At 56.5% G+C, this 22,090-nt stretch carries 25 protein-coding genes and 1 other annotated feature; of the genes, 11 read left to right on the forward strand and 14 right to left on the reverse strand.

What is annotated here, in order from left to right; translation table 11 throughout:
* Window positions 1–20: 20 nt before the first annotated feature.
* The 4 genes from B4M48_RS14840 to B4M48_RS14855 all read right to left on the reverse strand — a co-directional run bounded on the left by B4M48_RS14840 (window position 21) and on the right by B4M48_RS14855 (window position 4,075).
* Window positions 21–1,322, reverse strand: a complete 1,302-nt coding sequence (locus B4M48_RS14840; protein WP_039383027.1) for an inosine/guanosine kinase — start codon at window positions 1,320–1,322, stop codon at window positions 21–23.
* A gap of 61 nt (window positions 1,323–1,383) precedes the next feature.
* On the reverse strand, window positions 1,384–2,343 hold the full coding sequence (hemH, locus tag B4M48_RS14845) for a ferrochelatase (RefSeq protein WP_039383026.1): 960 nt from the start codon (window positions 2,341–2,343) through the stop codon (window positions 1,384–1,386).
* Window positions 2,344–2,457: 114 nt separating this feature from the next.
* Window positions 2,458–3,102, reverse strand: a complete 645-nt coding sequence (gene adk, locus B4M48_RS14850) for an adenylate kinase (RefSeq protein WP_039383025.1) — start codon at window positions 3,100–3,102, stop codon at window positions 2,458–2,460.
* A 151-nt stretch (window positions 3,103–3,253) separates the two neighbouring features.
* Window positions 3,254–4,075 (reverse strand): DUF6024 family protein, encoded by an 822-nt coding sequence (locus B4M48_RS14855; protein WP_071668945.1) that lies wholly within the window; start codon window positions 4,073–4,075, stop codon window positions 3,254–3,256.
* 185 nt (window positions 4,076–4,260) lie between these two features.
* Here B4M48_RS14855 and B4M48_RS14860 point away from each other — a divergent pair, with 185 nt between their 5' ends.
* Window positions 4,261–5,130, forward strand: a complete 870-nt coding sequence (locus tag B4M48_RS14860; RefSeq protein WP_071668944.1) for a LysR substrate-binding domain-containing protein — start codon at window positions 4,261–4,263, stop codon at window positions 5,128–5,130.
* A 65-nt stretch (window positions 5,131–5,195) separates the two neighbouring features.
* On the opposite strand, the gene htpG is transcribed toward B4M48_RS14860, so the two are convergent.
* The 6 genes from htpG to B4M48_RS14890 all read right to left on the reverse strand — a co-directional run bounded on the left by htpG (window position 5,196) and on the right by B4M48_RS14890 (window position 11,443).
* On the reverse strand, window positions 5,196–7,070 hold the full coding sequence (gene htpG / locus B4M48_RS14865; protein WP_071668943.1) for a molecular chaperone HtpG: 1,875 nt from the start codon (window positions 7,068–7,070) through the stop codon (window positions 5,196–5,198).
* A gap of 100 nt (window positions 7,071–7,170) precedes the next feature.
* A complete protein-coding gene (gene recR, locus B4M48_RS14870; protein WP_039383019.1) occupies window positions 7,171–7,776 on the reverse strand; it encodes a recombination mediator RecR in 606 nt (201 codons plus the stop codon).
* Window positions 7,776–8,105 (reverse strand): YbaB/EbfC family nucleoid-associated protein, encoded by a 330-nt coding sequence (locus B4M48_RS14875; protein WP_031377860.1) that lies wholly within the window; start codon window positions 8,103–8,105, stop codon window positions 7,776–7,778. The genes recR and B4M48_RS14875 overlap by 1 nt, the downstream gene beginning before the upstream one ends.
* A gap of 50 nt (window positions 8,106–8,155) precedes the next feature.
* The gene (gene dnaX, locus B4M48_RS14880) at window positions 8,156–10,135 is read right to left on the reverse strand and encodes a DNA polymerase III subunit gamma/tau (protein ID WP_203025511.1); all 1,980 of its coding nucleotides are present in this window, start codon (window positions 10,133–10,135) and stop codon (window positions 8,156–8,158) included.
* Window positions 8,750–8,811: a sequence feature (DnaX frameshifting element), on the reverse strand. It overlaps the preceding gene by 62 nt.
* Before the next feature lie 225 nt (window positions 10,136–10,360).
* Window positions 10,361–10,912 carry an adenine phosphoribosyltransferase gene (gene apt / locus B4M48_RS14885; RefSeq protein ID WP_039383017.1) on the reverse strand — a complete coding sequence of 184 codons (552 nt, stop codon included), beginning with the start codon at window positions 10,910–10,912 and terminating at the stop codon, window positions 10,361–10,363.
* Between the two features lie 153 nt (window positions 10,913–11,065).
* Window positions 11,066–11,443 carry a DUF454 family protein gene (locus B4M48_RS14890; RefSeq protein ID WP_039383014.1) on the reverse strand — a complete coding sequence of 126 codons (378 nt, stop codon included), beginning with the start codon at window positions 11,441–11,443 and terminating at the stop codon, window positions 11,066–11,068.
* Window positions 11,444–11,495: 52 nt separating this feature from the next.
* Here B4M48_RS14890 and priC point away from each other — a divergent pair, with 52 nt between their 5' ends.
* Genes priC through rsmS form a run of 3 tightly spaced genes read left to right on the forward strand, consistent with a single transcriptional unit; the run spans window position 11,496 to window position 12,462 of the window.
* On the forward strand, window positions 11,496–12,008 hold the full coding sequence (priC, locus tag B4M48_RS14895; RefSeq protein ID WP_071668941.1) for a primosomal replication protein PriC: 513 nt from the start codon (window positions 11,496–11,498) through the stop codon (window positions 12,006–12,008).
* A 44-nt stretch (window positions 12,009–12,052) separates the two neighbouring features.
* Window positions 12,053–12,298 (forward strand): GlsB/YeaQ/YmgE family stress response membrane protein, encoded by a 246-nt coding sequence (locus B4M48_RS14900; RefSeq protein ID WP_039383012.1) that lies wholly within the window; start codon window positions 12,053–12,055, stop codon window positions 12,296–12,298.
* Between the two features lie 8 nt (window positions 12,299–12,306).
* The gene (gene rsmS / locus B4M48_RS14905) at window positions 12,307–12,462 is read left to right on the forward strand and encodes a pleiotropic regulatory protein RsmS (RefSeq protein ID WP_071668940.1); all 156 of its coding nucleotides are present in this window, start codon (window positions 12,307–12,309) and stop codon (window positions 12,460–12,462) included.
* On the opposite strand, the gene acrR is transcribed toward rsmS, so the two are convergent.
* Window positions 12,459–13,094 carry a multidrug efflux transporter transcriptional repressor AcrR gene (gene acrR, locus B4M48_RS14910; protein WP_039383011.1) on the reverse strand — a complete coding sequence of 212 codons (636 nt, stop codon included), beginning with the start codon at window positions 13,092–13,094 and terminating at the stop codon, window positions 12,459–12,461. The genes rsmS and acrR overlap by 4 nt on opposite strands.
* Before the next feature lie 143 nt (window positions 13,095–13,237).
* Here acrR and B4M48_RS14915 point away from each other — a divergent pair, with 143 nt between their 5' ends.
* The 4 genes from B4M48_RS14915 to ykgO all read left to right on the forward strand — a co-directional run bounded on the left by B4M48_RS14915 (window position 13,238) and on the right by ykgO (window position 18,137).
* A complete protein-coding gene (locus B4M48_RS14915; RefSeq protein ID WP_039383010.1) occupies window positions 13,238–14,434 on the forward strand; it encodes an efflux RND transporter periplasmic adaptor subunit in 1,197 nt (398 codons plus the stop codon).
* Window positions 14,435–14,450: 16 nt separating this feature from the next.
* Window positions 14,451–17,603: a multidrug efflux RND transporter permease subunit AcrB gene (locus B4M48_RS14920; protein ID WP_039383009.1), complete on the forward strand. Its 3,153-nt coding sequence runs from the start codon at window positions 14,451–14,453 to the stop codon at window positions 17,601–17,603.
* A gap of 123 nt (window positions 17,604–17,726) precedes the next feature.
* The gene (locus B4M48_RS14925; protein WP_039383008.1) at window positions 17,727–17,984 is read left to right on the forward strand and encodes a type B 50S ribosomal protein L31; all 258 of its coding nucleotides are present in this window, start codon (window positions 17,727–17,729) and stop codon (window positions 17,982–17,984) included.
* A 12-nt stretch (window positions 17,985–17,996) separates the two neighbouring features.
* A complete protein-coding gene (gene ykgO, locus B4M48_RS14930; RefSeq protein WP_071668939.1) occupies window positions 17,997–18,137 on the forward strand; it encodes a type B 50S ribosomal protein L36 in 141 nt (46 codons plus the stop codon).
* Between the two features lie 40 nt (window positions 18,138–18,177).
* Here the strand turns inward: ykgO and B4M48_RS14935 are convergent, their stop codons facing one another.
* Genes B4M48_RS14935 through B4M48_RS14945 form a run of 3 tightly spaced genes read right to left on the reverse strand, consistent with a single transcriptional unit; the run spans window position 18,178 to window position 20,555 of the window.
* Window positions 18,178–19,056, reverse strand: a complete 879-nt coding sequence (locus B4M48_RS14935) for a metal ABC transporter substrate-binding protein (protein ID WP_094111508.1) — start codon at window positions 19,054–19,056, stop codon at window positions 18,178–18,180.
* A 21-nt stretch (window positions 19,057–19,077) separates the two neighbouring features.
* Complete coding sequence (locus B4M48_RS14940; protein ID WP_039383006.1) at window positions 19,078–19,917, reverse strand: metal ABC transporter permease; 840 nt, start codon at window positions 19,915–19,917, stop codon at window positions 19,078–19,080.
* Window positions 19,914–20,555 carry a metal ABC transporter ATP-binding protein gene (locus B4M48_RS14945; RefSeq protein ID WP_288657114.1) on the reverse strand — a complete coding sequence of 214 codons (642 nt, stop codon included), beginning with the start codon at window positions 20,553–20,555 and terminating at the stop codon, window positions 19,914–19,916. Before B4M48_RS14945 ends, B4M48_RS14940 begins: the two co-directional genes overlap by 4 nt.
* A 317-nt stretch (window positions 20,556–20,872) precedes the next feature.
* Here B4M48_RS14945 and B4M48_RS14950 point away from each other — a divergent pair, with 317 nt between their 5' ends.
* The 3 genes from B4M48_RS14950 to B4M48_RS14960 all read left to right on the forward strand — a co-directional run bounded on the left by B4M48_RS14950 (window position 20,873) and on the right by B4M48_RS14960 (window position 21,992).
* Window positions 20,873–21,226, forward strand: a complete 354-nt coding sequence (locus B4M48_RS14950; RefSeq protein WP_039385744.1) for a hypothetical protein — start codon at window positions 20,873–20,875, stop codon at window positions 21,224–21,226.
* Between the two features lie 145 nt (window positions 21,227–21,371).
* On the forward strand, window positions 21,372–21,749 hold the full coding sequence (gene tomB, locus B4M48_RS14955) for an Hha toxicity modulator TomB (protein ID WP_039383003.1): 378 nt from the start codon (window positions 21,372–21,374) through the stop codon (window positions 21,747–21,749).
* 24 nt (window positions 21,750–21,773) lie between these two features.
* Complete coding sequence (locus B4M48_RS14960) at window positions 21,774–21,992, forward strand: HHA domain-containing protein (protein ID WP_039383002.1); 219 nt, start codon at window positions 21,774–21,776, stop codon at window positions 21,990–21,992.
* Window positions 21,993–22,090 lie beyond the last annotated feature (98 nt).

Below are 22,090 nucleotides of genomic sequence, written 5' to 3' on the forward strand. Positions count from 1 at the left end.
CGCCCCTTTTTACTGCGCGCTTATCTGTCCCAGTAAGACTCTTCCAGGCTATCTTCCCGCTCCGGCAGGCCGCGCGTCAGGCGCGGTGAATGCTGGTTCAGCACCTGATAACTCACGCGGTTAGCATATTTGCACACCTGCGCCAGCGAGGAGTAGGTCAGATATTCACGCGCATGTTTGCTGGAGTTGGGGACTTTGAGGCGATGGAAGTTGTTCGCCGTGATATCGTGCAGCAGCGCTGCCAGCGCCCCGTCCCCTGCCCCGTTGGTATTCATGATCTTTTCCGGTCCGCCCATGTAAGGCGCGATATGCGAGAAGATGCGCAGCGGCTGCTGACAATCCTGCTGGCGCATCGCCCGGCTGAACTCATACTGGTTGAATTCCGCAATCGCGCCCGGCAGCAGCGGGTGATTCGTTTTGCGCTTAAATTCATCTTCAGTGAAGCCCGCCATGTAGAGCCCGGTCGGACCGGCGGTGCAGAGCACCAGATCGACCCACTCCAGCGCCATATCAGCTGCCAGCAGCGGATCCTGTTCACCGGTCAGCGCAAACGCTTCTTCTTCGTTCATCGCGACAATAGAGACGTGATCGCGCAGGAAATCACGCCAGAACTGCGGGTTATCCTGAATGACATATTTTGTACCCAGCGTTAACACCACCGGCACATTATGCTTTTTCGCATACGCAATGGCGCGCAGCGTGGCGTCCGGCATCGGTTCACCAGGCTGGCAGCGTACCAGATAGGAGGTCAGCACCAGCGCTGACGCCCCGGCAATCACCTCTTCCGGGATACTCTCCGCCTGCAGCCGGTTCATCAGCCCCGGACTGATCGCGAAGGTCCGTTCACCGTGCTCGCCAATCAGGGTAAAGCAGCGGCCAATCGCGCCGTCCACGCCCTGCAGGAAGTTCAGATCCATACGGCTGGAGGTGTTGCAGAGATAGCGATAGGCGTAGCCGCCAATCTGGATGTTATTGCACATGACGCCCAGCAGCACGGAACGATCGTCAGCCAGCACCGAGTAGTTGTGCAACGTGTTGCCAATGGTGCCGCCGGCAAACTGGTGGCTGATCAGCTGCTCGCGCATCAGCTCGTTATAGAGCGCTTCCGCCGTCGCGTCGTCAATCACCAGCGAATGCCCGGCACTCAGGCCGTAGCGCTGCAGGAACGCGTCATCAACTTTGGCTTCGATATCCACCAGCGTCTGGTCGATACCCACCACCCAGCTGCCCTCCTCCTGCTCCTGCTGAATAGCCTGCAGCAGCGGATCGCGCGCGTTGACGGGAAAATAGTGTTTGGATTTACGTTTGCCGGGAAATTTCATGAAAAGCAGTCATCAGGGAAAATCAGGCAGAGAAGCATATCATACTCTCTGCCTGATGCGCTTAGCGGCGCGCGTTGACCAGCTGTACCATCATCTCAATGTGCTCGTCATCGGCGTTAAGCGCGGGAATATATTCAAATTTTTCGCCGCCTGCATGCAGGAAAATTTCGCAGTTTTCACCGCTGATCTCCTCCAGCGTTTCCAGACAGTCCGCCGCAAAGCCGGGGCTCATGACCTGCACATGCTTAATGCCTTTGGCCGGCAGACTTTTCATGGTCTCATCGGTGTAGGGCATCAGCCACGGTTCACGCCCAAAGCGCGACTGGAAGGTCATCATGATTTTTTCAGGAGCAATGTTCAGCGCCGCCGCCAGTGCGGCGGTGGTATCTTTACAGCGCTGCGGATAATCATCGCCTTCATTGGCGAAACGCTGCGGAATGCCGTGGTAAGAGAGCACCAGCAGATCCGGCTCGCCGTGGCGGGCAAATGAGCGCTCAACGGAGGCTTTCAGCGCGGCAATGTAAGCCGGATGCTCAGCATAGTCGCGAATAAAGGAGACCTGCGGCAGCGAGCGCAGCGGTTTAAAGCTGCTGGCCAGGCCATCCCACACGGCGGCAACGGTAGAGCAGGAGAACTGCGGATAGAGCGGCAGCACAATCAGGTGCGTGACGCCCTGATCCAGCAGGCGATGTACCGCTCCGTCCAGGCTCGGCTGACCATAGCTCATGCCCAGCTCGACCGGCATGTCCACGCGCTGCGCCAGCGCGGCACGCTGCCGCTTGCTGAATACCATCAGCGGCGATCCCTCTTCCATCCAGACGGAGGCGTAGAGTTTCGACACGCGCGGCGAACGAAACGGCAGAATAATAAAATTAAGGATGGGCCACCATAGCCAGCGCGGCGTATCAACCACGCGCGGATCGCCGAGGAACTGCTTCAGATAGCGTTTCACCGCCGGGGTGGTAGGTGCTTCAGGTGTGCCTAAGTTAACCAGCAGAACACCGGGCTTATCTTGCCTCATTCTGTTTCCTTGATATCGCAACGAAGAGTGGTGAATCGGGGGAAATTGTAGCGGAAATCACGGGCGGGAAAAGCAATTGCTGTAAAAGGGCCAGGCATCCGGCCCTTTTGGTACTTAGCCGAGGATACGGCGCAGTTCTTCACTGACGTCAGCCACCGGGCGGGTGCCGTCAATTTTGTGATAGGCGGTATTACCCGCTTCCGCTTCTTTGCTGTAGTAAGCGATCAGGGGCGCTGTCAGCTCATGATACTCAACCAGGCGCTTACGCACGGTCTCTTCCTGATCGTCTTTACGCGTGGTCAGCTCTTCACCGGTCACATCATCTTTACCTTCCACTTTTGGTGGCTTGTTTTTGATGTGGTACACGCGGCCAGAAGGCGCGTGCACGCGACGGCCCACAATGCGATCGACGATCAGCTCGTCCGGCACGGCAAATTCCAGCACGTAATCGACTTTGATGCCCGCTTCTTTCATGGCGTCAGCCTGCGGGATGGTGCGTGGGAAGCCATCGAGCAGGAAGCCGTTTTTGCAGTCTTCCTGCGCGATACGCTCTTTAACCAGCGCAATCACCAGTTCATCAGTCACCAGTTTACCGGCATCCATGATGGCTTTCGCCTGCTGGCCCAGTTCGGTGCCTGCTTTTACTGCGGCGCGCAGCATGTCACCGGTAGAGATCTGCGGAATACCGTAGTTCTCCATAATATACTGAGCCTGAGTGCCTTTACCTGCGCCCGGTGCCCCGAGCAGAATAATACGCATTGCGTAATTCCCCTTGCGAATCGCATTGATCAATCTATGAAGGCCAAGAACATACCATTATGACCCGCCAGCCACAAGGCAACGGGCACGCTATCACTGGCCCGCCTACTGTGACCTGCTTTGGGATGAAGCGCCAGCTGAGGGATTGATTTTAGGAATTCAGGCTACGCAGCAACAACGCTTTCAGCTGCTTTTTCAGCGTCGCGGTGACGTTTGTATGTTTGCTGCCGCTGCCGCGCAGGCTGGCCGGGATCAGCAAACGTCCGGGCAGCCGCCGGATCTCCGGCGGCAGGGTAACATTATGCAGCGCCGGCGGCAGATCAATCAGGGCAAATGGCAAACCGGGCTGCTGCAGTGAGGCGAGCGGTAGCGGCGTTTCGAGCGCAAACCGGTCAACCATGGCGATATTAAACGGCTTCCACTCAGCGCTCTCCATCATCGTCAGCGCCTGCTGCGGCGCGCTTCCCAGCGCCAGCCCCTGCTCTATCAGCCGCAGTTCGCTGCGCACCAGCGTGCTGAATTTTGTCGTGCGCAGCGCAATCAGTACCAGATCGTCGCTCAGCGCTGCATGGTGGTTCAGGTGTGCGACAAACAGATGGGAGCCGGCAATCAGCGTTTTGTGCAGCGCGCTGGCAAACGACCCGGAAGCGTCGGTCACGCCCTGACTCTGGCAGGCGTCGAGCGAGCGCACCCGCCCTTCCGCCAGATCCACATGCTCTATCAGGGCGATATTTCCCGCCATCATCGGGACGGCGGGCAGTACGCTCAGCTCGCTGACCGGATGGTGCGAGGCGTAGCGTGTCTGATTACGCGCCTGCTCCTGGCGTAAAAAAAGCTGAGAGAGCACCACCCGCGCAATATGCAGCGTGGGCGCAAAGAAGAGATCGTAATTTTCCAGCCGGTAGTAGCGGGATAGCTGGCTGCGCAGCCGATCGCATATCGCCGCCCTGGCAGAGGCGTTTTGTGAGGCCATCGCGTAACGTTTCCCTGTATTAGCTGCGAAGTGGTGCTTTCCGGCAGATAAAACGCGTGGCTGATACATAGCCAGCCCGTCCCGTCAACCTGCCAGAATCTGGAGCAGAGGTTAGGGCAATGCGGCTGGACATTAAAATGATATAAACTGACAATCCCTGTTAGGTTTTTACACAAGGGACGAGTATGACCGCGCTTCCGTCACTACGGGCGCTGCGCTATTTTCATCAGGCAGCGCTGCACAGCAGTTTCAGTACGGCAGCGGAAACCCTGCATGTCACCCACAGCGCCGTCAGCCATCAGGTGCGCCAGCTGGAGAGCTGGATGGGCAAACCGCTGTTTGTACGCACTAACGGACGCGTCAAACTCACCTCGCATGGCGAACGCCTGCTGGTCAGCTGTCAGAAAGCGTTCAGCGAACTCGCCACCAGCTGCGAAAGCATACGTACCGGTATGCGGCATCACCTCTCTGTTTCCTGTGCGCCCAGCTTTCTCTCTCAGTGGCTGATCCCGCGTATCAGCAGTTTCTATCAGCGCTACCCGGATATCGACGTGCAGTTTCAGTCACTGGTTGAGATCGATCAGCTGCGCAGTGAACACACCGATGTGCTGATCCTGAGTTATGAGCAGCAGCCCGATGATGATATTGAAGCCACGCTTATCAGCGATGACGCGATTGGGCCGCTCTGTGCGCCCCACTACGCCGAACGCCTGCAGAGCGCGCGCGATCTGCAAACGCTGCCGCTGCTGCATGCGGATACCCGGCTGCACGCCTGGGCTGAGTGGGCAAAAAACAGCGGCGCACGCGGTGATTTCTGGCGTGGCAAACACTTTGATAATCTGATGCTGGCTATTCAGGCCGCCAGAAGCGGTCTGGGGATCATTATGGCCCCGCGACTGCTGGTGCAGCAGGAGCTGGAAGCGGGCGCGCTGATTGCGCCGCTGGGCTTTGTGCGCATCGATCGCGCGACCTGGATGATGGCCAAACGCTCGCGCGAGCAGAATGCAGAGATCCGTCTGTTTCGCGCATGGCTCAGCGAGCAGGCGCAGTGCTGACGCCATAAAAAAGGGCGCCATTAATGGCGCCCTTAGCTGTTTTATTCGCTTCGCGCTGTGCGGCGTTACGCCGTCAGCAGCTGGTTCATGCGGCGGATAAACTGGTTAGGATCGTCCAGCGTACCGCGCTCAGCCAGCAGCGCCTGATCCAGCAGCAGTTCAACCCATTCGGCAAAGCGCGCCTCATCCTGGGTATCCGCTACGCGTTTCACCAGGCCATGCTCCGGATTGATCTCAAAGATATATTTCACTTCCGGAACATCCTGACCGGCGGCGGCAAACAGCTTCGCCATCTGGGTGGTCATTTCGTTAGCATCAGTGGTGACGATAGCAGGCGTATCGGTCAGACGATGCGTCAGTCGCACCTCTTTAACGCGCTCGCCCAGCAGCGTTTTCACGCGCTCAACAAACGGCTCCAGCGCTTTTTCCGCTTCTTTCTGCTCTTCGGTCTCTTCATCTGCCAGCTTGCTCAGCGACTCATCAGCTTTGCTTACTGACTGGAACGTTTTACCTTCGAACTCGGTGAGATAACTCATCATCCACTCATCGATACGATCGGAGAGCAGCAGTACCTCAATGCCTTTTTTGCGGAACAGCTCCAGATGCGGGCTGCTTTTCGCCGCGGCATAGCTGTCCGCCGTGATGTAATAGATCTTCTCCTGACCTTCAACCATGCGGCTCAGGTAGTCATCCAGCGATACGCTCTGCTCGCTGCCTTCGCTCTGCGTGGTGGCAAAACGCAGCAGTTTAGCAATCGCCTGCTGATTGGCGCTATCTTCTGCCGGTCCCTCTTTCAGTACCAGACCAAACTCTTTCCAGAACTGCTGATACTTCTCTGCATCATCTTTTGCCAGTTTTTCCAGCATCTGCAGGCTGCGCTTAGTCAGCGCGGCGCGCAGGCTCTGGGTGACACGGCTGTCCTGCAGAATTTCACGTGAGACGTTAAGCGGCAGATCGTTAGAGTCAATCAGACCGCGCACAAAGCGCAGGTAGTTCGGCATGAATTGCTCAGCGTCATCCATAATAAACACGCGCTGTACATAAAGCTTGAGGCCATGCTTGCTGTCGCGGTTCCACATATCGAACGGAGCACGCTGCGGGATGTAGAGCAGGCTGGTGTACTCCTGCTTGCCTTCCACGCGATTATGGCTCCAGATAGCCGGATCGCTGAAGTCATGTGCAATGTGCTTGTAGAACTCGTTGTACTCGTCGTCGCTGATCTCCGCTTTATTACGCGTCCACAGCGCCTGGGCTTTGTTGACCTTCTCCCAGGTTACGGTGTCGTTCTCTTCATCTTTGGTTTCGATCTCTACCGGCAGTGCGATGTGATCGGAATATTTGCTGATGACGTTACGCACGCGCCAGGCGTCAAGGAAATCATCTTCCCCTGCGCGGAAATGCAGCGTGATCTCGGTGCCGCGATCGGCTTTTTCGATTTCTGCCAGGGTATATTCGCCCTCGCCTTCTGACTCCCAGAACACGCCCTCGCTGGCCTGTGCGCCGGCAGCGCGGGTGCGCACGGTCACTTTGTCAGCAACGATAAAGGCGGAGTAGAAACCCACACCAAACTGGCCAATCAGCTGGCTGTCTTTCGCCTGGTCAGAGCCCATAGACTCCAGGAACGCTTTGGTGCCTGATTTAGCGATAGTACCGAGGTTTTCAATTACCTCATCGCGACGCATACCGATACCGTTGTCGCTCAGCGTCAGCGTCCGTTTCTCCTTGTCGACCGAGATACGCACGCGCAGCTCGCCGTCGCCTTCATAGAGATCCGGAGTGGAAAGCGCGCGGAAGCGCAGCTTATCAGCGGCATCAGAGGCGTTGGAGATCAGTTCACGCAGGAAAATCTCTTTGTTTGAATAGAGGGAATGGATCATCAGGTGCAGAAGTTGTTTTACCTCTGACTGGAAGCCACGCGTCTCTTGTCCTTTCATGGTCATTGCTACCTCAACAGAATCGGGGTTGATCGAACGTTGAGGAAGAGATGGGGATGGCGGGAAAATTTTCAAGCCGGTTTCAGTGAATGAAACCGGCGAGTGCTTAGAATTTAATCTTATGACGCCCGGCAAGAGAGTGCGACAGCGTGGTGCCATCAACCATCTCCAGCTCACCACCTACCGGCACACCGTGTGCAATACGGCTGGCGTCAACGCCATACTGACCGCACAGCTCAGCGATATAGTTGGCGGTCGCTTCACCCTCTACCGTGGGGTTGGTCGCCAGGATCACCTCCTGCAGCGTCTCATGTTCCAGACGCTGCTCCAGGCGATCGAGCCCGATATCCTGCGGACCAATCCCATCCAGCGGCGACAGATGTCCCATCAGCACAAAGTAGCGTCCGCCAAACTGGCCGGTCTGCTCAATGGCGTGAATATCTGCCGGGCTTTCCACCACGCAAATCTGCCCGTTCTGCTGCCGACGGGCGTTAGCGCAGATGGTGCAGATCTCCTGTTCGGTGAAGGTGCGGCAATCGGCACAGTGGCCGATTTCCGACATCGCGCGCGTCAGCGCCTGAGCCAGACGCATGCCACCGCTGCGATCGCGTTGCAACAGGTGAAACGCCATGCGCTGCGCTGACTTCGGGCCTACACCCGGCAGACAGCGCAGTGACTCCATTAAGGTTTCAAGCAGTGGACTGGTCTGCATCAGAACGGCATCTTGAAGCCAGGCGGCAGCTGCATACCGGAAGAGACAGAAGCCATCTTCTCTTTCTGCGTCTCATCGATGCGACGCGCCGCATCGTTAAAGGCTGCAGCAATCAAATCTTCCAGCATATCTTTGTCATCTTCCAGCAGGCTGGGATCGACTTCCACGCGACGGCAGTTGTGCGCGCCGTTGATGGTTACTTTAACCAGACCCGCACCCGATTCGCCCGTAACTTCCAGCGCGGCGATCTCTTCCTGAACCTTGGCCATTTTATCCTGCATCTGCTGGGCCTGTTTCATCAGGTTGCCCAATCCGCCTTTACCAAACATAGTTTTCTCTCTCTGCTGGGGCTGCGCGCAACCTCTGCGCGACAGCGTGATCATACGGGTCGGATACTCTCTTCATCCAGATCGGCATCAAAGAACTGCTGCAGCATCTGAATGTGGGTATCACTTGCGAGCGACTGGCGCGCCTGCGCCAGCTTCTCTTCATAGATGGCCTGTCGCCACTCCAGCGGCGTCAGCACCGCCGGATTATCATCTTCCACGATGGTCAGTTCAACTTCCTGACCCGCCGCCTGGCTTAGCGCAGCCTGAATGGCCTGCCGGGCTGTCGCAGAATTGAGGTGTCGCTGGCTGCTGCGCAGATGCAGCGTCACGCTCTGTTCATGCTGCTCTTTCCACGCGTTGAGCGCCACCTGCTGCACCAGCTTTGGCAGCGTCAGCCGGGCAATTTCAGCGGTCCATGCATCACGCAGCTGTGCTTCCTCGGCCAGCCGCGCAGCCAGCTCCGGCGTTTTCTCATGCTCCAGCGCTGAACGCAAGGCTTTTGGCGTTGCGACCGGCTCCGCTTTCTCCTCACTCTGCTGCTGTGCTTTCCAGCGGTACGCCTCCGGTTTTACCGGCGCGCTTGCGGTTTCGGGTGCGCGCTGCTGAACGCGCTCCGTCACCGTAGCCAGACGCTCCAGCGCCTGATTTGCCGGCCGCGCGGGACGCGCTGCCGGCTCACTCTTTTTTACTTTACCTGCCCCCTGACGCAGCAGTTGCGTACGCGCCTGCAGCAGCTGACTGGTGGTGTCCGGCAGATTGCCGGCAGGCGGAGCCTGCGGTTCTGCCGGAGCCGGCGCAGCGGGCGGCGCCATCTGCGGTTGCGTAGCCGGTGCCATCTGCGGTTGTGTAGCCGCAGCGGGCTGCTCAGCCGGGGCGGCGGCAGGTACCTGCGGTGCCGCCTGCGGTGCCAGCGACGGACGCGCCACCGGTTCAGCAAGTGTAGCCTGTGGATGGAAAGCCAGCGCGCGCAGCAGCGTCATTTCCACACCCAGGCGCCGATCGGGCGCCAGCGGCAGATCTTTGCGTCCCATCAGCAGCGTCTGATAGTAGAGCTGCACGTCAGCGGGCGGCAGAGTACGCGCCAGCTCACGCAGGCGCTGCGCTTCACTAAACTCTTCATCATTGAGAGAGCCAGGCAGCAGCTGCACCATTGCGATGCGATGCAGCAGCCGCAGCATCTCAACCAGCAGCGCTTCCCACTCTACTCCGCGCGAAGCGGCCTGGTTCAGGCGCGCCATTACCCGTTCGCCGCTGCCCTCCACCAGCGCTTCAATCAGCGCCAGCGGCTGTTCATCATCCAGCGTGCCGAGCATCTGCGCGACGGTATCGCGCGTGACGCTGCCCTGCCCGCTGGCGATCGCCTGATCGGTCAGGCTCAGCGCATCACGCATACTGCCGTCGGCAGCACGCGCCAGCAGATGCAGTGCACGTGGCTCCGCGGCAATCTGCTCCTGCTCCAGCACATAGCTCAGCTGCTGCTGAATCTGTTCAACGTCCAGCGCTTTCAGGTGGAACTGCAGGCAGCGCGACAGGATAGTGATCGGCAGCTTCTGCGGATCGGTGGTGGCCAGCAAAAACTTAACGTGGGACGGCGGCTCTTCCAGCGTTTTCAGCAGGGCATTAAAGCTGTGGCGCGACAGCATATGTACTTCATCAATCAGATAGACCTTGAAGCGACCGCGCGCTGGCGCGTACTGCACGTTATCCAGCAGATCGCGCGTATCTTCCACTTTGGTACGGGAAGCCGCATCGATCTCGATTAAGTCAACAAAGCGGCCCTGCTCAATTTCCCGGCAGTTGTCGCACTTGCCACAGGGCGTAGCGGTAATACCGGTTTCGCAGTTCAACCCTTTCGCCAGCAGGCGGGCAATAGAAGTTTTCCCTACGCCGCGGGTGCCGGAGAAAAGATAGGCATGATGAATACGTCCCAGTGATAACCCGTTGGCGAGCGCAGTCAGCACATGTTCCTGACCCACTACGTCTGCGAAGGCCTGGGGACGCCATTTTCGCGCAAGTACCTGATAGCTCATGTGGATGTGGTCACTGGATTGTATTGAGTTGGCACAGCAGCGCGGCAATCAGCCGGCAGCCACCGTCAGAAAAAGGGAAAAAATGCAGCTTCGCAAACCCTGTGTATTTGGGCAGTAGTTTACCAGCCACAGCGAAATATGCCTATACCCGTCTCGGGCAGGCGCAGGCAGAGTAACCTATGGGATAAGCACTGCGCTCCGCAAAACGGCAGAGCGCAGCAGGCCTTAGTGGCCGGGGAAGCTGACGAGGCTGTAGCAGTTAACGCCCAGCGCGGTCAGGCGCGCTTCGCCGCTAAGATCGAACAGATTAATGACAAAAGCGGCATCGTTGACTTCGCCACCCGCGCGGCGGATCAGTTTTACCGTCGCCTCAATGGTGCCGCCGGTTGCCAGCAGATCGTCGATGACCAGCACGATATCGCCGGGTTTAATCGCGTCTTTGTGCAGCTCCAGCGCATCCGTACCGTACTCCAGCTCATAGCGCTCCTGCCAGGTTTCACGCGGCAGCTTGCCCGGTTTACGCACCGGTATAAAGCCTACGCCCAGCCCCAGCGCTACGGGTGCACCAAACAGGAAGCCGCGCGCTTCTGTACCCACCACTTTGGTGATGCCTTTGTCGCGATAACGCTCAACCAGAATGGAAATCGCCGCCGCATAGGCCTGCGGATCTTCCATAAGGCTGGTCACGTCGCGGAACAGAATGCCCGGCTTCGGATAGTCGTGAATACTTTTGATGCTGTTTTTGATCAGTTCAAGCTGCTGCGCAGTTGCGGTCATAAAGGTTACGCCTGGAAAAATATCTAAAACGCGCAGCTTCAACAGCGCCAATACCCGGAGACCGGGTTAAGCGAAGTCGTTTCACAGAGGGAAGCCACGCACGAAGATGCCCAAATCTAAGCAAACAGCGGCCTAAATGCAACCCTGACGCGGTTAATGTTGCGTTGTCTCTTCTGCTACTACCGGGATACGCCACATAAAGAGCAGCAGTATCGCTAATAACACCAGCAGCAGCAGACGCAGCCAGAACAGCTTTACCAGCCAGAGCGAGAACGCAAAGGTGATGATAATCAGCACTATTGCCCGCCCCTTAGCGCCTGGCGGCATGGCACGATGACGCTGCCAGTGACGCAGATAGCGGCCAAAAGGCGAGCGCCACAGCAGCCAGTGGTGAAAGCGCGGCGATGAACGGGCAAAACACCAGGCGGCCAGCAACACAAATGGCGTTGTCGGGAGTAAAGGTAATACAATGCCCAGCGTGCCCAGCACTATCGCCAGCCAGCCAAGGCTCAACAGTAGAAAACGCTGCATGCCAGATGCCTGAATACTGAATATGCTCTTACGTTAACATGGAACCGAAGTGATGCCTCTCCTTTCCGCGCCTGAGCGGCTGCAAAAAATCGTTGAAACGCTGCGCCAGCGCATAGCACAGCAGCCGGACGGCGTCTGCAGAGTGCCGCGCTTTGATGTCGCACTGTTTCATACTAAAGGCACCCGCCTGAGCGACTATCTGCAGGAGCTGGAGCGAAATCTGCACCATCTGCAGCAAAAACAGCACAGCGCCGTGCAGCAGCAGTGGCTGGCGCAGCGGGTGCTGGATCAGCTGGCGGCACTTCAGCGCGAATGCGAAAGCCAGCAGCTGCGGCCGTGGCGGGAGCAGCCGCGGCGGGATACCCGCCAGCAGAAGCGTGTTGAGTATCAGGGGTATGAGACGCGGCTACTCGCCATGCTGCGCCAGCGCGAGGCGCATCTTGCCCGGGCAGAAACGCTGAGCGTGCAGCAGCAGCTGATGCGGGAAGTGGAGCAGCTGCAGGCGCGATTAAGCCGCTGTCGCGCTGCGCTTTATCAGCTCGATCTGCCCGCCGCGCAGCCGTAGCGCTGCACTTCTATACTCAACGCATAAGGCAGAAGGAGGAACCGGTGACGCTGATTATCTGGATAGTAACGGGCCTGGCCGCTGGCTGGCTCAGGCGCCTGCTGCTGCCCGGCAGGCCCGGCGGGATGATCCCCGGGCTGGTACTGGCCGCAATTGGCGCGCTGATTGGCGGCTATATTGCCACCTACTTTATGAATGGCGAAATCGGCACGCTGCATATCGCCGGCGTAGCTGCCGCTTTGGCGGGCGCAGTGCTGATGCTGCTGGTTGCAATAAAACTACGAATTTAGGAGAGAGTATGTCGCTTGAGAGCGCACCGGATGAGATTAAGCTGGCGGTCGATTTGATTCAGCTGCTGGAGGAGAACCAGGTGCCGCCCGCGACGGTGCTGGCCGCGCTGGCGATCGTCCGGCGCGACTATGAACAGAAGCTGGCCGCCGCGCATGCAGATTAACGCCCGCTCAGGGTCGGGCTCAGCCGCAGCATATCGAGAAACGCATCAACGATCTGCGGCGCTTCCGCGGCCAGGTCAAAACTGTGCGGATTAAACAGCCAGCTCTCCATCATGCCATTGATATAGCCGCGCATCAGCAGTGCCGCCTGACGGGTATTCAGCGCACCGGGCAGCTGTCCCGCTTCAATGCAGCTGCGCAGCACGGTTTCAATGCGGTCATAACACGCCTGCAGTAAGCCCTGCTGCATCGCAACCAGCGTTGACATTTCGCCCACAAACTCACATTTATGGAAGATAATCTCCATAAGTGCGCGTCTTTGCGCATCCTTTGCCGTGGCGTCAAGGATATAGATCAGCATCGAACGCATTACAGAAAGTGGATCGTCCGGATATTTTGTCTGATACTCAAGTTCCACATCGTCCAGCCCGGCGTCGCAGCGCAGCCAGATTTCCTGTAACAGATCGGCTTTATTTTTAAAGTGCCAGTAAATGGCACCGCGCGTGACGCCAGCCGCTGCGGCGATATCAGCCAGCGACGTGGCGGCCACACCCTGTTCAGAAAAGTGTGCTAATGCGGCATCAAGAATTTGATTACGCGTTTCAAGTGCTTGCGCTTTGGTTTTTCGTGCCATAGGGAGCTGTTTTTACAAACTGGCAAGTTTACATACATTTGTGAATGTATGTACCATAGCATGACCCGTGTTTTAACGCAGCAATGGGTTTATCGGTTTGTGATCCATTGATCATTTGATATCGGACACTAGAGGTTTTATTTATGAATAAAAACAGAGGGTTAGTGCCTCTGGCGGCCGCCGTGATGCTTTCAGGCAGCTTTTTGTTAACAGGATGTGATGATGATAAATCTCAGCAAGCCGGCCAGCAGCAGCAACAGCCGCCGGAAGTCGGGGTGGTCACATTAAAAGCTGAACCCCTGAAGGTCACGACTGAACTGCCTGGTCGCACTTCCGCGTTTCGCGTAGCAGAAGTCCGCCCTCAGGTGTCGGGTATCATTCTGAAGCGTAATTTTGTTGAAGGCAGTGATATTAAAGCGGGCCAGTCGCTTTATCAGATCGATCCTGCCACCTATCAGGCAGCTTACGACAGTGCTAAAGGGGATTTAGCGCAGGCGCAGGCTAATGCCCGCGTAGCGCAGCTCACCATCAAACGTTATAAGCCACTGCTCGGCACCAAATATATCAGTCAGCAGGATTACGACAACGCAGCGGCCACTGCGGCTCAGACTGCGGCTGCCGTACAGGCTGCCCAGGCTAACGTTGAAACTGCCCGTATCAACCTCGCCTACACCAAAGTCACGTCGCCTATCAGCGGCCGTATCGGCAAATCCTCTGTGACGGAAGGTGCCCTGGTCTCCAATGGTCAGACTAACGCGCTCGCGACCGTGCAGCAGCTGGATCCTATGTATGTCGATGTAACGCAGTCCAGTGACGATTTTCTGCGCCTGCGCGCCGAGCTCGAAGCGGGCCAGCTGAAACAGACCGATGGTAAAGCTAACGTAACGCTGCTGATGCAGGATGGTAGCCCTTACAAGCAGTCGGGAACACTGGAATTTTCCGATGTCACCGTCGATGAAACCACCGGTTCGATTACGCTGCGCGCTATCTTCCCGAACCCGGATAACCGTCTGCTGCCGGGTATGTTTGTGCGCGCGCGTCTGGATGAAGGCGTGAACCCAACCGCGCTGCTGGTACCGCAAACCGGCGTGACCCGTACGCCAACCGGTGATGCCAGCGCGATGGTTGTTGGCGCAGATAACAAAGTAGAAGTACGTAAGATCACTGCAAATCAGGCGTTTGGTGACAAATGGCTGGTTACCGATGGTCTGAAAGAGGGCGACCGCGTGATTACCGTCGGTATTCAGCGCGCGAAAGCGGGTGCGCAGGTTACGCCAAAAGAGGTCTCAGATGATGCTAAAGCAGCCCAGGAATCTCAGTCTGCTAAATCATCGTCATAACAGGAGCCGTTGATACATGGCTAAGTTCTTTATCGATCGCCCCATTTTTGCATGGGTGCTTGCCATCATCATTATGATGGCGGGTGCGCTGTCGATCATCAGCCTGCCGATTGAGCAATATCCCAATGTTGCGCCACCGGCGGTTGAGATCCAGGCATCTTATCCGGGTGCGGATGCAAAAACGCTGCAGGATTCTGTTACGCAGGTTATTGAACAGAATATGAACGGCATCGACGGGCTGATGTATATGTCCTCGAGCAGTGACTCATCCGGTACGCTGACGCTGACGCTGACCTTCCAATCCGGTACCGACGCGGATATCGCGCAGGTACAGGTGCAGAACAAGCTGCAGCTGGCGATGCCGCTGCTGCCGCAGGAAGTACAGCAACAGGGGATTCAGGTTAAAAAATCCTCCAGCAGCTTCCTGATGGTAGCCGGTTTTGTCAGTGACGATGGCAGCATGACGCAGAACGACATTGCGGACTATGTCGCCTCTAATATCAAAGATCCTATCAGCCGTACCACAGGCGTAGGTGATACCCAGGTGTTTGGTGCACAGTATGCGATGCGTATCTGGCTCGATCCGCACAAGCTGAACAACTATCAGCTGACGCCGGTTGACGTCATCAGCGCGCTGCAGACGCAGAATACCCAGGTCGCTGCCGGTCAGCTGGGCGGTACACCGCCGGTGCCGGGCCAGCAGCTTAACGCCTCGATTATTGCTCAGACCCGCCTGACCTCAACCGATGAGTTTGGCAACATCATGCTCAAGGTGAACCAGGATGGTTCGCAGGTGCGTCTGCGCGACGTGGCAAAAATTGAACTGGGTGGTGAAAACTACGAAGTTATTGCCCGTTACAACGGCAAGCCCGCATCCGGTATCGGTATCAAGCTGGCGACCGGGGCTAACGCACTGGATACCGCAGAAGCGGTTAAAGCAGAGCTGGGTAAACTGGAGCCGTTCTTCCCGTCAGGCATGAAGACCGTCTACCCGTATGACACGACCCCGTTTGTAAAAATCTCCATTTTCGAAGTGGTTAAAACCCTGTTTGAAGCGATTGTGCTGGTGTTCCTGGTTATGTATCTGTTCCTGCAGAACTTCCGCGCCACGCTGATCCCCACCATCGCCGTACCGGTGGTGCTGCTGGGTACCTTCGCTATCATCAATGGTTTTGGCTACTCCATTAACACGCTTACGATGTTTGGTATGGTGCTCGCCATCGGCCTGCTGGTTGATGACGCCATCGTGGTCGTCGAGAACGTTGAGCGCGTTATGGCAGAAGAAGGACTGCCGCCGAAAGAGGCGACCAAACGCTCCATGGAGCAGATTCAGGGCGCGCTGGTCGGTATTGCGCTGGTGCTCTCTGCGGTATTTATTCCCATGGCGTTCTTTGGCGGTTCGACCGGGGTTATCTACCGTCAGTTCTCGATCACCATCGTTTCAGCGATGGCGCTGTCGGTGCTGGTCGCGCTGATCCTCACCCCTGCCCTCTGTGCCACCATGCTCAAACCGATTAAAAAAGGTGAGCATGGTAAAACCACCGGCTTCTTTGGCTGGTTCAACCGCATGTTCGACAAAAGCACCAATCACTATGTCGACAGCGTCAGCCATATTATCCGCAGTACCGGCCGCTATCTGGTGATCTATCTGGTCATTGTTCTTGGCATGGCGTGGCTGTTCCTGAAGCTGCCGACCTCCTTCCTGCCGGAAGAAGATCAGGGGCTGTTACTGGCGCAGGCGCAGCTGCCAGCCGGTGCAACCCAGGAGCGTACTCAGAAAGTGCTGGATCAGGTAACGGACTACTTCCTGACCAAAGAGAAAGATAGCGTCAATTCCGTGTTCACCGTTAACGGCTTTGGCTTTGCCGGCCGTGGTCAGAACACCGGTATCGCGTTTGTCAGCCTGAAGCCGTGGGATGAGCGTGGCAGCGCCGATCTGAAAGTACCGGCTATCGCCGGACGCGCCATGGGCGCACTGGGTCAGATTAAAGATGCCATGGTCTTCCCGTTCAACCTGCCGGCCATTATCGAACTGGGTAACGCCACCGGTTTTGACTTCCAGCTGATTGATCAGGGCAACCTGGGCCATGAAAAGCTGACCGAAGCGCGAAATCAGCTGTTTGGCATGATCGCCCAGCATTCAGATACGCTGGTTGGCGTACGTCCGAACGGCCTGGAAGATACGCCGCAGTACAAACTGATTATCGATCAGGAAAAAGCGCAGGCGCTGGGGGTATCGCTCTCTGATATCAACACTACTCTGGGCGCCGCTTGGGGTGGATCCTACGTCAACGACTTTATCGATCGCGGTCGCGTGAAGAAAGTGTACGTTATGGGTAAAGCGGATGCGCGCATGCTGCCGGATGACATAGGCAAATGGTATGTGCGTAACAGCGCCGGCAATATGGTGCCCTTCTCTGCCTTCTCCTCGGCGAAATGGCAGTATGGCTCACCACGACTGGAGCGTTACAACGGTCTGCCTTCCATGGAGATCCTCGGTCAGGCTGCGCCGGGCAAGAGCTCGGGTGACGCGATGGATATGATGGAGGAGCTGGCGTCGAAACTGCCAACCGGTATTGGCTACGACTGGACCGGCATGTCCTATCAGGAACGTCTGTCAGGTAACCAGGCCCCGGCGCTCTACGCGATCTCGCTGATTGTCGTCTTCCTCTGCCTGGCGGCACTCTATGAGAGCTGGTCTATTCCGTTCTCGGTGATGCTGGTCGTGCCGCTCGGCGTGATTGGCGCGCTGATCTTCACTACCCTGCGCGGGCTCAGTAACGACGTCTACTTTGTAGTCGGACTGCTGACCACGATTGGTCTTTCCGCTAAGAACGCCATTCTGATCGTCGAATTTGCGAAAGATTTGATGGATAAAGAGGGCAAAGGCCTGGTGGAAGCGACGCTGGAAGCGGTACGTATGCGTCTGCGCCCGATTCTGATGACCTCACTGGCGTTTATCCTCGGTGTACTGCCGCTGGCGATCAGCAGCGGTGCCGGTTCCGGCGCTCAGAACGCAGTAGGTACCGGCGTAATGGGTGGAATGGTCACCGCTACCGCGCTGGCAATCTTCTTTGTACCGGTCTTCTTCGTCGTGGTGCGTCGCCGCTTCAGTAAGCATAAAGCGGACCTTGAAGGCAGCCATCCGGCTGAACACGCGAAACACTGATTGACTCCTTAATGAAAAAGGCCGCAGATGCGGCCTTTTTTTATGGTGCCTGATGACGGTTGCAATCGCGCCATAACGGGCGCATAATATTGTTATATTATAACATTACATAGGAATCGTCATATGAAGCCTGATATCCACCCGCACTATCGTCCGGTTCTGTTCCATGACACTACCGCTGATGAGTATTTTAAAGTGGGATCAACCATTAAAACTGAACGCACCATCGAGTTTGAAGGCGAGGTTCTGCCCTACGTGACGCTGGATGTCTCCTCCAAATCGCACGTTTATTATACCGGCAAACAAAAAGAGTTCGCCAAAGAGGGCAGCGCGGCGCGCTTCAACAAGCGCTTTGGCAGCTTCCTGACGCGCACCAAATAAAGGAGCAGTACGATGCAGGTCGTGAGTTCACTTCGGTCGGCTAAAACCCGCCACCGGGATTGCAAAGTGGTACGACGTAAAGGCCGTATTTATGTGATTTGCAAATCCAATCCACGTTTCAAAGCGGTTCAGGGAAGAAAGAAAAAGCGTTAATGCGTTGTGAGAGTTTGGCCGGGATGCTCCCCGGCCTTTTTTATTGCATGCTTTTCAGCATCGCTTCCGCGTTATGCCGAAATGCTGCCGTATAGGTCGCAGCCGGACCGCCAGCAGCGGAGAGCGCCTCCGGATAGAGTTCGCCGCCGGGCTGCGCCCCCGATTCACTGGCTATCTGTTTAACCAGGCGCGGGTCGGTCTGATTTTCAATAAAGTAGCGGTGAATATGCTCACGCCTGAGCTGCTTAATAATCTGCGCAACGTCGCTGGCGCTGGCTTCTGCTTCCGTGGAAAAGCCGACCGGTGCCAGGAAGGTAACGCCATAACGCTGTCCGAAGTAGCCAAAGGCGTCGTGGCTGGTCAGCACTTTGCGCGCGCTGCGCGGCACGGCGTCAAATGCAGATTTAGCCCAGCTGTCGAGCTGCTGCAGCTGCTGAATGTAGCGCTCGCCGCTGCGCCGGATGTCGGCGGCGTCCTGCGGATCGGCTTTTATCAACGCCTGCATTACGTTACGCGCATAAATTTCACCGTTCTGCAGATTGTTCCAGGCGTGCGGATCGGTAACGGTACTGCCCTCCTCTTCCATGGTACGCGTGCTGATGCCGCTCGATGCCACCACCACATCGCCGCGATAGCCTGAAGCCGTTATCAGCCGATCCATCCACCCTTCCAGACCGAGACCGCTGACAAACACCACGCTGGCCTGCGCCAGCGCCTGGCTATCCTGTGGCGAAGGCTCAAAGGTATGCGGATCGCCATCCGGCCCGACCAGCGAGGTGACACGCACATGATCGCCGCCAACCTGTTTTACGATATCGGCCAGCACGGTAAAACTGGCTACCGTGTTGATAGTACCGGCCTGCGTAAACGGGCTGACCAGCATCGCGCTGGTTATCAGGCTCAGTGCAATAAACTTCATTTGTATCCCCTTATCAGTATATTAACGACGACGCAGCACGCCGCCGCATGGCCCTGTCAGAACAGAGAGCAGAAACAGCCCGGCGGCACTCAGCACCACGGCTGGTCCGGCAGGCAGTGAGTAGTACCAGGAGAGCATCAGCCCGCTTAGCGCAGCAGCGATTGCCAGCAGCATAGCGATAAACAGCAATGGGGTGAGCCGACGGCTCCAGAAGCGGGCGCTGGTAGCGGGCAGCATCATCAGCCCGACGGACATCAGCGTTCCCAGAATCTGAAAGCCAGCAACCAGGTTCAGTACGACCAGCAGCAGAAAAAGCCCCTGTACCAGCGGTGCGCTCCAGCGGTTCTGCACCCGCAAAAAGTCGGGATCGAAGGCGTCAATGACCAGCGGGCGGAAAATCAGCGCCAGCGTCAGCAGCGTGAACGCGGCGATAGCGGCAACCAGAACCAGCGCACGAGTGTCGACTGCCAGCAGTGAACCAAACAGCACGTGCAGCAGATCCACACTGGAGCCGCGCAGCGAAACCAGCGTGACCCCCAGCGCCAGCGAGCCAAGATAAAATCCGGAAAAGCTGGCATCCTCTTTTAACGGGGTGTAACGACTGACGGCACCGGAGAGCAGCGCCACCACCAGCCCCGCCAGCAGTCCGCCTGCGCCCATTGCCACCAGCGACAGACCTGAGAGCAGGTAGCCAACCGCTGCACCCGGCAAGATCGCATGCGATAGCGCATCGCCTATCAGGCTCATCCGGCGCAGTGACAGAAATACGCCCAGCGGAGTGGCGCTCAGCGCCAGCGCAACACAGGCCACCAGCGCGCGACGCATAAAGCCAAATTCGATAAAAGGCTGCAGCAGCGTCATGACGTCACCTGCACTCTCTCTGGCGAGTGGTCCAGCGACAATTCTGCGCTGAAGTAGCGGCTGACCAGCGGCCTGTCGTGCAGGACCACCAGCAGCGTCGTGCCCTGCTGCTGCTGCTGCCGGAGCAGCGCCATCAGCAGAGTAGTGGTGGATGCATCGATAGCGCTGAAAGGTTCATCCAGCAGCCAGACCCGGCTCTGCTGCATCAGAAGCCGGGCAAAAAGGACCCGCTGCAGCTGGCCGCCAGAGAGCGTGGCAGGCTGCGCATCAGCAAACGCCCGCATCTGTACGGCGTCCAGCGCGGCGTCGATCTCTCTGCGCAGCGCCCGGTTAATGCCGCCAAACCAGCCGCAGCGCGGCCAGCAGCCGGTGGCAACCAGTTCATACACCGTAAGCGGAAAACGCATCTCCAGTTCGCTACGCTGTGGCAGCCAGCCAATAGCGCTGGCGGGCACGCCGATCGGGCAGGAGCCGGAGACCGGTGCAATTACGCCAGCCAGCGTTTTCAGCAGGGTTGACTTGCCGCTGCCGTTTGCGCCGGTCAGCGCGGTCATACTGCCGGCAGCCAGTTTTCCGTCGGGGATCGCGGTTATCGCCTGCCCGCGATAGCCAACCTGGAGCTGATTAAAGTGGATCATGCCGTGGTGCCCCAGAAGACGCAGAGCATTAGCAGAGTAATAAGTATCATGACAACCATCAGACGACTGCCGACGGAAAGTAACAGACCGCTGTTGCGCATCGCGCCCACCATTATGTTATAACATAACAATATGCTACTGGATTTAGCGGTGACGCGCGTGCAGAGAAGTGTTTCAAAAATTGATCGTCCGTGCCCCGGGCAGATCGCCAGTGGCATCACCCATCGCAATAATCGCTGGTAGCGTTAATCGCCTGCTTGCATTACAACCAGCAAGACTCAATGATAGCGGTACGATCTTTTTTTACGGAATACGCTATGCAGGCTATTATTAATGTGGACGTTGCGGCAGATGAACATGACTGTGACAAACTTCGCAGCGTCATCCAGGGGAATATTCTTAAAATAGCTGAAGCGCTGGCCGGAGAGTTAGACTGGTATTCGCAAAGTGCTCAATTAGTTCCTGAAAGTTTTCAGGTGCTATCTATTAAAACCATTAATCCAGATAGTTTTAAAATGCTTTATGAATTTTCCTGGGATTTATTTAATCCCTGCCTCGATTTGAACGAAACCTTTACCCGACATGAAGAAGTTATGTTCCACATAAAGCCCGGTGCGCTGGTGTTTGATGTGATTGACAATACGCGCCTCTCCCCTGCTGATGAATTGTAATATTTGGTAATTGAGGTGAGCAAAACTAATGATTGTGGATTACATTTAATAGGTCGCTGAATTATTTTTATTCGTGATCGCTCCCTGGTAGCTCTTTTAAATCTCGCCGCGTTGCGGCTCCTGTGCTCGCTATGGAGGGAAAAAGATGGACGAATACTCACCGAAACGGCATGATATTGCCCAGCTTAAATTCTTATGTGAAAACCTGTATGACGAGAGTATGGCTACCCTGAGTGAAAATCATCGCGACTGGGTTAACGACCCTGCCTCCTCAGCTAATTTACAGCTCAACGATTTTATTGAGCATATCGCCTCTTTCACAATGAATTACAAAATTAAGCATACCGAAGACGAGTCGCTGATTTCTCAAATCGATGAATATCTTGATGATACCTTTATGCTTTTTAGCAGTTACAGTATCAATGCAAAGGATCTTCAGCGCTGGCAGCGATCCGCTAAACGCTTATTTAATATTTTCGCCGAAGAGTGTGCTTATCTTCAGCAACCGAGCCATTCCTTTTAGCATCAGAGTGAGAAGATTTTTTTCATGAGCAATCAAACCCTGACCAAGACCGACTATTTGATGCGTCTGCGTCGTTGTCGTTCAATTGATACCCTTGAACGGGTCATCGAAAAAAATAAGTATGAATTACCGGATAGCGAACTGGCAGTATTCTATTCAGCAGCAGATCATCGCCTTGCTGAACTGACCATGAACAAGCTTTACGATAAAGTGCCAGGCTCTGTGTGGAAATATGTTCGCTGATAAAGCGTGCAGTGCTGTTGAGTGACTGAAGCGGAATAAGGCAAGGGAGTGCCGTAAAATCCTGGAGAGGCGCGGCTATTTGCTGGCCCGAAATGGGT

Source organism: Pantoea sp. UBA6567, from assembly GCF_002434165.1.
GTDB classification, from domain to species: domain Bacteria; phylum Pseudomonadota; class Gammaproteobacteria; order Enterobacterales; family Enterobacteriaceae; genus Pantoea; species Pantoea eucrina.